Genomic DNA, 9,441 nt, shown 5'->3' with positions numbered 1-9,441 from the left:
GTACAAAAAAACTTAATTACCACAAAATGTGTGAAAAAAATGGGTTAGGACCAAAAGAAAATATAACTTAATCGACACTCTCGTTTTTCCGCTTATTTGCGCAATTGAACTCGTTTCGGGGGAAATAAGCGGAGATTTTCCGATTATACAAAGGAAAATTTGCCATTTTCATGTTTTTTGGATCAATAGGCGGAATTTCTCCGTCTATTTAAGCCATTTTGTATAGTATTTTTTAAATAAGCGGAAATTTTCCGTCTATTTTTGAAAGCGGGCCCTTAAACGGATTTTCCTACCGGTAATAGCGGACCTTGCGGGAATCGGACCCCTCTATTTTACTGTCTAGTATTACGCGGGTTTTTTAACCAGTGAATATAATATACAGGCAAATTCCCAGAAGAAACAAGTCCGTTTGCTGTTTGCAGAAAACTTGCGAATTGAAAATGAAACGCTGAAGGAACAAGGCTGATTTTCAGGGCTCTCTTAAAAATAGAGACCGCTTTTTCGAGAAATTGTAAGAGCGGTTTTCCTGCATGAAAGAAAAAATCTCTCTAAATGACAGTACTTCATCTTGTTTCCTTATAGACTTTTCATAAAACAAAAAACACCTCAAAAATGATTGTATATATACAAATCATTTAAGAGATGTTTTATGAGAGCTATAAACTTTTGTGTGTCTCGGGTAATTTAAGATATGAATGCTTTTTTAAAAAATTACAGCGGAATATTCCCGTGCTTTTTGAATGGACGGTCCTCGTGCTTTGTAGAAAGCATATCCAATGCTTGAATTAGCTTAATGCGTGTTTCACGAGGATCGATCACATCGTCCACCATACCGCGGGATGCCGCTACATATGGGTTGGCGAATTTTTCTTTGTATTCTTCGATTTTCGCTGCACGCGTGCCTTCCGGATCTGCAGATTTCGCGATTTCGCCTGCATGGATGATATTCGCCGCCCCTGCAGCACCCATTACAGCGATTTCAGCGTTTGGCCATGCGAATACTAAGTCCGCGCCAATCGCTTTCGAGTTCAATGCAACATATGCGCCGCCATATGCTTTACGCAAAATAACCGTGATTTTCGGTACAGTTGCCTCCGAATATGCATAAAGGATTTTTGCGCCATGGCGAATAATACCGCCATGTTCTTGCTTTACGCCCGGGAAGAAGCCAGACACGTCTTCGAATGTGATGACCGGCACGTTGAATGCGTCACAAGTACGAACGAAGCGCGCCAATTTATCGGATGAATCGATATCAAGACCACCCGCTAAAAATTTCGGCTGATTACATACTAAACCTACTGATTCGCCTGCGATACGGGCAAACCCGACAACGATGTTTTTCGCAAATTCTTTTTGTACTTCCATGAACGAGCCTTCGTCGACCACTTGTTCCACCACTTTGCGGACATCGTATGATTTTGTTTGGTCAATCGGCACAACATCCACAAGCTCCGAGCGGAAGTTGTCACCTTCTGGAGCGGGCTGTTTCGGTGCTTTTTCCTTATTGTTTTGCGGTAAGTAGGAAAGCAATTGCTGGATTTGCACAATCGCGGCTTCTTCGTTTTCAGCTCGGAAGTGAGCATTCCCGGAAATCGCGTTATGCACTTTCGAACCGCCCAAACCTTCAGAGGAAATTTTCTCGCCTGTAACCGTCTCAATTACTTTTGGTCCCGTAATAAACATTTGGGATGTTTGGTCAACCATTAAAATAAAGTCTGTAATTGCAGGCGAATAAACCGCACCGCCCGCACATGGCCCCATAATGACCGAAATTTGCGGGATGACGCCAGAGTATATCGAGTTACGGTAGAAAATATGACCATACCCGTCCAATGAAAGCACACCCTCTTGAATACGCGCACCGCCCGAATCATTGATGCCGATAAAAGGCGTTCCGTTTTTCGCAGCCAAATCCATTACTGCAGCAATTTTCTTCGCATGCATTTCTCCGAGCGCCCCGCCGAACACCGTGAAGTCCTGTGCGAATAAATAAACATTGCGGCCATTGATCTTACCGAAACCTGTAACAACACCATCACCAGGCCCCTCCAGTTTCTCCATGCCGAAATCAACAGTGCGGTGTGTAATGAACGGGTTAATTTCAACGAATGTCCCTTCATCCAACAGCATATCAATACGCTCGCGGGCAGTCATTTTGCCTTTTTCATGCTGCTTTTCAATGCGCGCATCACCGCCGCCAAGCTGAATTGCTTCTTTACGATCATAAAGCTCATTGATTTTATCAAACATATCCATTGTAATTGTCATTTTCATTTATCCCCTTTTCCGCTTTTATCGCATAATTCATAAAGTACACCATATGAGTCTTTCGGATGCAAAAATGCTACTTCCGCTCCGCCAGCACCTGGCCCCGGCTCGTCCGATAGCAGTCGAACACCTTTTTCCCGCAGTTCTGCCATGCGCTCGCGAATCCCCGTGACGCCGAATGCCACATGGTGAATTCCTTCTCCGCGTTTTTCCAAAAAGCCATGAATCGCGCTTTTCTCGCTCATAGGTTCAAGCAGTTCAATTTTTACGTTTCCCGCATCAATAAAAGCTACCTTTACTTGTTGTGACTCTACTTCTTCAACTTTTAATAATTTTAAGCCTAACGTTTCTGTGTAATATGTAATACGTTCTTCAATATTGCGTACAGCAATACCAATATGATCGACTTTTTCCACGATGTTGACTCCCCTATAATAAAATTTAAAAATTTCAATAATGTAAAATCAATTGTACTTGAGAATTCTTTGAGATTTGATAAACTAAAATTAGTTCATCATGAAGGAGCGAAAATAATGAGCAACAAAAAATTCCAAAAGATTGTCGTTTATTCAATGGTTGTGATTATGTTAATCTCAACAGTGGCAATGGGTGTAGCAGCAATTATGTAATGGATGTTTCACGCATCCATTTTTTTTATTTTATCCCTTTAAATGACTGCTTAATAACGAGATATTCATCCATTTCCTCGATAAACTGATATAGCGATGCCATTGCAATAAAAGTTTCATGATCGGCTGGTAACGGCATTTTGGCAAACTCACTCTTCACTTTATCCAACTTCTCCAAAAAGTGGCTTGCGGTATTCCCCGAATGAACATGCTCACTTAAATCTTCCAAAAATGTTGCAATCAATGGGGCTTGCTCGGTCATTACAGGCAATGCCGTAATTTTCGGCAGCACACGCTCGATGATTTCCAGCTGCTTTTCACGCATATCAAAATATACATAATACAAATTTTCTTTACGTGTTAAATGGTTTTCTACATCTTTGAACGCCAAAGCTTTCGCCGCATTTAAAACTTGCGCAGCCTCTATTAGCTCTTTTCCATCCCAAAGCGTGTCGCCATTTCGCAAATAGCCTGCAATTTCGGCAAGAATCTTTTTTAATAATGCCTCGATTTTCTCACGGTGGTAAAACAAGCCGTGCTGAATATCGGGCATGTACATATTGACGATTAAACCGACGCCAAAACCGGTTGCCATCAATGCCAATTCATTTAAAAACAAGTCGGATGTAAAGTTTGCCGTCAGAAAAATATGCATCATAATAACTGCGCTTGACACAAAGCCTTCCACAACTCCAAGCGAGACGATCGTCGGTATGAACAGCAGGAGGACAATCCCTAGTACAATCGGTGAATAGCCGAATATTCCGAAAAATATGAATGCATATGTCATCCCAATAAGTGTCGATACGATGCGTGTATAGACAGCATGGACCGATTTACGCTTTGTTGGCTGTATACAGAGAATCGTTAAAATGCCTGCCGCGGTAAAAAACTGCAATTCAAAATATTGGGCAATTGCTATCGCGACCGAAGCTCCAAGCGCGGTTTTAAGTGTACGATAGCCGATTGAAAACTTTTTCATATCGGAGTATCCCCCTCATTTACAGCAAGTGCAGCGGGCATGCATAAGCGCTGCCCGTACACTCGAATAATCGCTTTAAATCTCTTCGCAGTTTTCCTCGAAGTGGCCTTGCAGGTTTGTTACTACACTCATCGGATCATGGCCTTCGATTTCAAAACGGCCGACTTCCCCGACAACTTGACCATCTTTCAATAGAATGAATGATGGCGAAGAAGGAATATGGTCCTCGCCAAAATGATAGCGTGCTGCTGCCGTTGCGTCTTTGTCCTGGCCGGCAAAAACTGTCACTAAATGGTCAGGGCGTTTATCATAATGCACTGCATGTGTCGCAGCTGGACGGGCAATGCCGCCTGCACAACCACATACGGAATTCACCATAACTAGTGTAGTACCTTTACGGGCAAACGCTGCTTCAACATCTTCTGGTGTGCGCAGCTGCTCATAGCCCGCCGCTTCCATTTCTGCACGTGCAGTCGTTGTAATTTGTTGCATAAATAAATCATAATCCATGTTCATAAGCTTTTTAGCCCCTTTCAATTTTCCTTATAATCATAGCAAGGTTACGAAAGATGTGCAAAGACTGTTGATTATAATTCATTCGTATTTTTTTCGTCAAATAAAGCACTAACCCCTTGCGTAACAGTCAGACGCCCATACAATATTTCATCCTCAAGCGAGCGCACCTGCTTTTTGCGTTCCGGACTTTTATAAAATGAATCGATTAAATGATCGGTAATCATCGTATGGAACCAATCCCGTGTTTGTTCACGACGGCGAATATTCCAATAATTAGATTCCTTCACCTTCTGCTCAAATTCCACTAGCATATCCCAAACACTTTCCAAGCCTTTCTTTTCCATTGATGAAACAGTTACAGCCGTGCTTAGCCAACCTGGCGTGGATGGCTGCAGGAAATGAAGGATCTGCTTATATTCCTGCATCGTCCGACGAGCCTGGCGTATATTTTCACCATCCGCTTTATGGACGATAATGCCGTCCGCCAGCTCCATAATGCCCTTCTTCATCCCTTGAAGCTCGTCTCCAGCACCTGTCAGCACAAGCAACAGGAAAAAGTCGACCATGCCGCGCACATATGTTTCGCTTTGTCCGACACCGACTGTTTCTATTAAAATAACGTCATAACCGGCCGCTTCGCATAAAAGCATCGTTTCACGGGATTTTTTATGGACACCGCCCAATGTCCCGGCACTCGGCGATGGGCGGACAAAAGCATTCTCCTGACGCACGAGCTCTTCCATCCTTGTTTTGTCGCCCAAAATACTCCCGCCTGATAGCGACGAGCTCGGGTCGATGGCCAAAACAGCTACACGCTTCCCCGTTTTGCATAGCATTGTACCGAATGCTTCGATAAATGAGCTTTTCCCTGCGCCCGGTACTCCGGTTATCCCGATACGAATCGAATCCCCGGTATAAGGCAGTAACTCTTGCAAAAGTTTTTGGGCGTCTTCTTTATGTGCATTGTTTGAACTTTCAATTAGCGTGATCGCTTTTGATAAGGATGTACGGTCACCTGCCCGCACTTCCTCCGCCAATTTTCGGATATCAAGCGCTTCCTGCTTTTTTTTACGGAATTTTTTCGGGTTTGAATAGCTCATTCCATCATGACCACCCTTCACACCATCCATGACATACAAAGCACTCTTGTCTTGATGTGGCATCATTATTCCGCCACTTCCTCATAGCCGAGCTTTTTATAAATTTCTTCAATAATGCGCATTGCCGACACTGGAATAACGGAACCTGGCCCGAAAATCGCCACCGCCCCGGCTTCATATAGGAAGTCGTAATCTTGTGCCGGAATAACACCGCCGCAAATGACGATAATATCTTCGCGCCCCAGTTTTTTCAGCTCTGCAATAAGTTCAGGCACCAATGTTTTATGACCTGCTGCAAGGGAAGACACACCGACACAGTGTACGTCGTTTTCATTGGCCATTTGCGCTGTTTCTTCCGGTGTCATAAATAACGGCGAAATATCAACATCAAAACCTAAATCCGCATAGCCCGTAGCAACAACTTTTGCACCGCGGTCATGTCCATCCTGACCCATTTTCGCGACTAAAATACGCGGGCGGCGACCCTCTGCCTCAAGGAAATCTTCCGTCATCTGCTTTACTTCGGCAATCATTTCGTCATCAGAGAAGTTCGCTGAATATACACCTGAAATCGAACGAATAATCGCTTTGTGGCGACCTGATACCGCTTCGATCGCATCGGAAATTTCGCCCAATGATGCACGAGCGCGAGCTGCGTCGACGGCAACAGCCAATAGGTTTTCCGATCCGTTTTCAGCCGCTTTTGTCAAACGGGCCAAATGCTTTTGCACCTCTTCTTCATTGCGCTCCGCTCTCATTTTTGCAAGGCGGGCAATTTGCGCTTCGCGAACAATCGCATTGTCGATATCCAAAATATCGATTGGATCTTCTTCTGCAAGGCGGTATTTGTTGACGCCTACAATCGTTTCCGCCTTTGAGTCGATTTTCGCCTGGCGTTTTGCCGCTGCTTCCTCAACCTTCATTTTTGGAAGACCTGTTTCAATCGCCTTTGCCATTCCGCCAAGTCCTTCGATTTCCTCGATTAATTCCCATGCCTTTTCCGTCAGCTCTTCTGTCAGCTTTTCTACATAATATGAGCCGCCCCAAGGATCGATTACGTTCGTCATTCCTGTTTCCTCTTGCAGGAACAGCTGTGTATTACGCGCAATGCGTGCAGAGAAGTCTGTCGGCAATGCGATCGCTTCATCCAATGCATTCGTATGCAGTGATTGTGTATGACCCATCGCTGCAGCATTTGCCTCGATTAATGTACGTGTCACATTATTGAATGGATCTTGCTCCGTTAAACTCCAGCCAGACGTTTGCGAGTGTGTACGCAATGCAAGGCTTTTCGAATTTTTCGGATTGAATGTCGACATCATCTGTGCCCAAATACGACGTGCCGCACGCATTTTGGCGATTTCCATGTAATAGTTCATGCCAATCGCCCAGAAGAACGATAATCGCGGTGCAAATGCATCAATATCAATGCCCGCTTTTAAACCTGTGCGCACATATTCAAGACCATCCGCCAATGTATAGGCAAGCTCAATATCATTTGTCGCGCCCGCTTCTTGAATATGGTAGCCCGAAATCGAAATCGAGTTGAACTTCGGCATATATTTTGCCGTATATTCGAAAATGTCCGCAATTATTTTCATCGACATTGCCGGTGGGTAAATATATGTATTACGCACCATATATTCTTTTAAAATGTCATTTTGGATCGTCCCTGCCAATTTATCCGGTGATACGCCTTGCTCTTCCGCCGCAACGATGTAGAAAGCCAATACCGGCAATACCGCGCCATTCATCGTCATCGATACAGACATTTGATCTAATGGAATGCCATCAAATAATATTTTCGCATCTTCAACGGAATCGATTGCTACACCAGCTTTCCCGACATCACCTGTCACACGAGGATGGTCTGAGTCGTAGCCGCGATGTGTCGCTAAATCGAACGCCACCGATAATCCTTTTTGCCCCATCGCCAGGTTACGGCGATAAAAGGCATTTGATTCTTCTGCTGTTGAGAAGCCGGCATATTGACGTACAGTCCAAGGGCGCGCCACATACATCGTCGGGTATGGTCCGCGTGTGTTTGGTGCGATGCCCGCTACATCTTTCAAATGTTTTGCCTGTTCAATATTTTGCGCATTATAAACCGTATTTACTTCGATGCCTTCATTCGTCATATATGAGCCTGTAGAAGTATGTTGCTCTCCTTGTAACACATGTTCAATTACAACGGATTCGAAATTTGCTTTGTTCATTGCTGTACCCCCTTCACACTCAACACGACATCATTCAGCTTTTGCACAATGTTTTGGCCTGCAAAAATAAAGCCGTTTAAGCCATTTGCTGTCCAAGTCGCTTCCTCTTCTTTATATTTTCCGGCAGCATCCAATAGAATATTTTGCTTCTTGCCTTCCAATAACGCCGGGATTAACTCCTTCGCATCATCATCTGTTGCAGCAACGACAATATAATCGTAATCCGCAGATGCCAACCAGTTTTTTGCTTCTTCAATTGTTCGGAAGCCTTCCGTTTGATGTGCAACAATGCCCGCTGTTGCAAAGATGCCTTGCACAAAATCAGCTCGCGGTTTGTAATTTTTCAATGGACCAAATGTTAAAACAGCTGGTTTTAAGCCTGATTTTGCAAAGTTTGCACGCAAGTTTTCGAATGGTACCGCTAAGCGTTTTACTTGTGCAAAATGCGCATTTTCGACTGTTGGGATTTCATCTGCAGGATTTGCGTAAATATTCGTGCCTATTAAAGAATGCTTGCGTGTTTCCACTTGCTTGATTCTTGCATTATAAACTTCCTCGATTTTTGCATCGATCCCGTAAGCCTGCAGACCGCCCGCTTTTTCGATTTCCAAAAATAACGACCATGCCTCTTTCACATAATCCGCTGTCAATGATTCGATAAAATACGAACCGCCAGCCGGATCCATAACATTTGTGACATGCGATTCTTCTTTTGTAACAAGGGAGACGTTGCGCGCAATACGAGTTGACTGCTCTGTATATTGTGTTAAAGCATCATGCGGATGAACTGTGACAACGTCCGCACCGCCGATTGCCGCCGAGAAAGCTTCATTGCCCGCACGCAGCAAGTTTACATACACATCATACTTCGAGAAGCTGCGCACAGATGTTTCCACTACGACAGGGACAGCGCTTGCTTCATTGCCGAATGCTGAAGCAAACGCTTTCCACAATACTTTGAACGCACGGATTTTTGCCACTTCCGCGAAAAATTGTGTATCGACAGCAAACTGCACGAAAAACTTATTTTCAAACGCTTTAAAGTCAGCTGCCTCATTTGCCATTTCAGCTGCTTGTACCAATGCGATGGCAAGCTCCTGCACCGCATTTGCGCCATTATTATGAAAAGGAATCGTATTCGCTGCAAATGTGCGCACATTCGGATAGTCCGCCAGCTGTACAGGTTGCGGGGCGATGACATAGCCTTGTACATTTTCGCGCTTTGCTTCATCAATTTGATCAAATACTTGCAACAATGAATCTTCAGAAGATCCGACAGTAATTTTGAATGAATTTTCCGATAAATACGCTGCGAGTTTGTGCACGTTTTCTTCTGACCAATCAAAGGCTGCAGGGCTATTAATTGTAATCATTTCATTACCGCGCGATAAACTTTCCTCCAAATTCACAAAAAAGCTCTCTGCGTCATTCCCCATAATTTGCTGTGCAACGGCAAAGCTCGTCTTTTGTGTTAATGAACGAATTGTGGACACTTGCTTTTCCAATTGCCCACCCAACTTTTCGATTAAGCTTTCCTGCGTATAAAGTGGTTCAAGTGTTATATTTTCAATCGTTTTTGTGAATAAAGATTCAAATGGCTTGCCTTTTAAAGCTTTTACCGCTTCTTCTTTCCACTGATCATAGCTAGCTGATTGAAATTCGATTTCTTTCATATTCATAGACATGTGGACGCTTAATAGCTTCCCCCCTTGTTATATTTCTGTACT

General features: G+C 43.9%; 8 protein-coding genes. 1 reads left to right on the top strand and 7 read right to left on the bottom strand.

Going from position 1 to position 9,441, the window contains the following annotated elements; translation table 11 throughout:
• Positions 1-711: 711 nt before the first annotated feature.
• Both ACTHOQ_RS11220 and mce read right to left on the bottom strand, forming a co-directional pair.
• Positions 712-2,259, bottom strand: a complete 1,548-nt coding sequence (locus ACTHOQ_RS11220) for an acyl-CoA carboxylase subunit beta (RefSeq protein ID WP_440496235.1) — start codon at positions 2,257-2,259, stop codon at positions 712-714.
• A 14-nt stretch (positions 2,260-2,273) separates the two neighbouring features.
• Positions 2,274-2,687, bottom strand: a complete 414-nt coding sequence (gene mce, locus ACTHOQ_RS11215; RefSeq protein ID WP_440496231.1) for a methylmalonyl-CoA epimerase — start codon at positions 2,685-2,687, stop codon at positions 2,274-2,276.
• Between the two features lie 117 nt (positions 2,688-2,804).
• Between mce and prli42 the strand changes: the two genes are divergently transcribed.
• Positions 2,805-2,900, top strand: coding sequence for a stressosome-associated protein Prli42 (prli42, locus tag ACTHOQ_RS11210; protein ID WP_008404197.1), 96 nt, complete (start codon positions 2,805-2,807; stop codon positions 2,898-2,900).
• Positions 2,901-2,925: 25 nt separating this feature from the next.
• Here the strand turns inward: prli42 and ACTHOQ_RS11205 are convergent, their stop codons facing one another.
• The 5 genes from ACTHOQ_RS11205 to ACTHOQ_RS11185 all read right to left on the bottom strand — a co-directional run bounded on the left by ACTHOQ_RS11205 (position 2,926) and on the right by ACTHOQ_RS11185 (position 9,393).
• The gene (locus ACTHOQ_RS11205) at positions 2,926-3,882 is read right to left on the bottom strand and encodes an aromatic acid exporter family protein (RefSeq protein WP_440496230.1); all 957 of its coding nucleotides are present in this window, start codon (positions 3,880-3,882) and stop codon (positions 2,926-2,928) included.
• Between the two features lie 75 nt (positions 3,883-3,957).
• The gene (locus tag ACTHOQ_RS11200; protein WP_440496229.1) at positions 3,958-4,398 is read right to left on the bottom strand and encodes a BrxA/BrxB family bacilliredoxin; all 441 of its coding nucleotides are present in this window, start codon (positions 4,396-4,398) and stop codon (positions 3,958-3,960) included.
• 71 nt (positions 4,399-4,469) lie between these two features.
• The gene (meaB, locus tag ACTHOQ_RS11195; protein ID WP_440496228.1) at positions 4,470-5,564 is read right to left on the bottom strand and encodes a methylmalonyl Co-A mutase-associated GTPase MeaB; all 1,095 of its coding nucleotides are present in this window, start codon (positions 5,562-5,564) and stop codon (positions 4,470-4,472) included.
• Positions 5,564-7,714, bottom strand: a complete 2,151-nt coding sequence (gene scpA / locus ACTHOQ_RS11190) for a methylmalonyl-CoA mutase (protein ID WP_440496227.1) — start codon at positions 7,712-7,714, stop codon at positions 5,564-5,566. The genes meaB and scpA overlap by 1 nt, the downstream gene beginning before the upstream one ends.
• Positions 7,711-9,393, bottom strand: a complete 1,683-nt coding sequence (locus tag ACTHOQ_RS11185; RefSeq protein WP_440496226.1) for a methylmalonyl-CoA mutase family protein — start codon at positions 9,391-9,393, stop codon at positions 7,711-7,713. The genes scpA and ACTHOQ_RS11185 overlap by 4 nt, the downstream gene beginning before the upstream one ends.
• Positions 9,394-9,441: the final 48 nt, after the last annotated feature.

The sequence above is a fragment of the Solibacillus silvestris genome (genome assembly GCF_051967575.1).
Lineage (GTDB): Bacteria > Bacillota > Bacilli > Bacillales_A > Planococcaceae > Solibacillus > Solibacillus silvestris_B.
The sequence above is the reverse complement of the archived record's forward strand: the minus strand, read 5'-3'. Positions and strand labels throughout refer to the sequence as shown.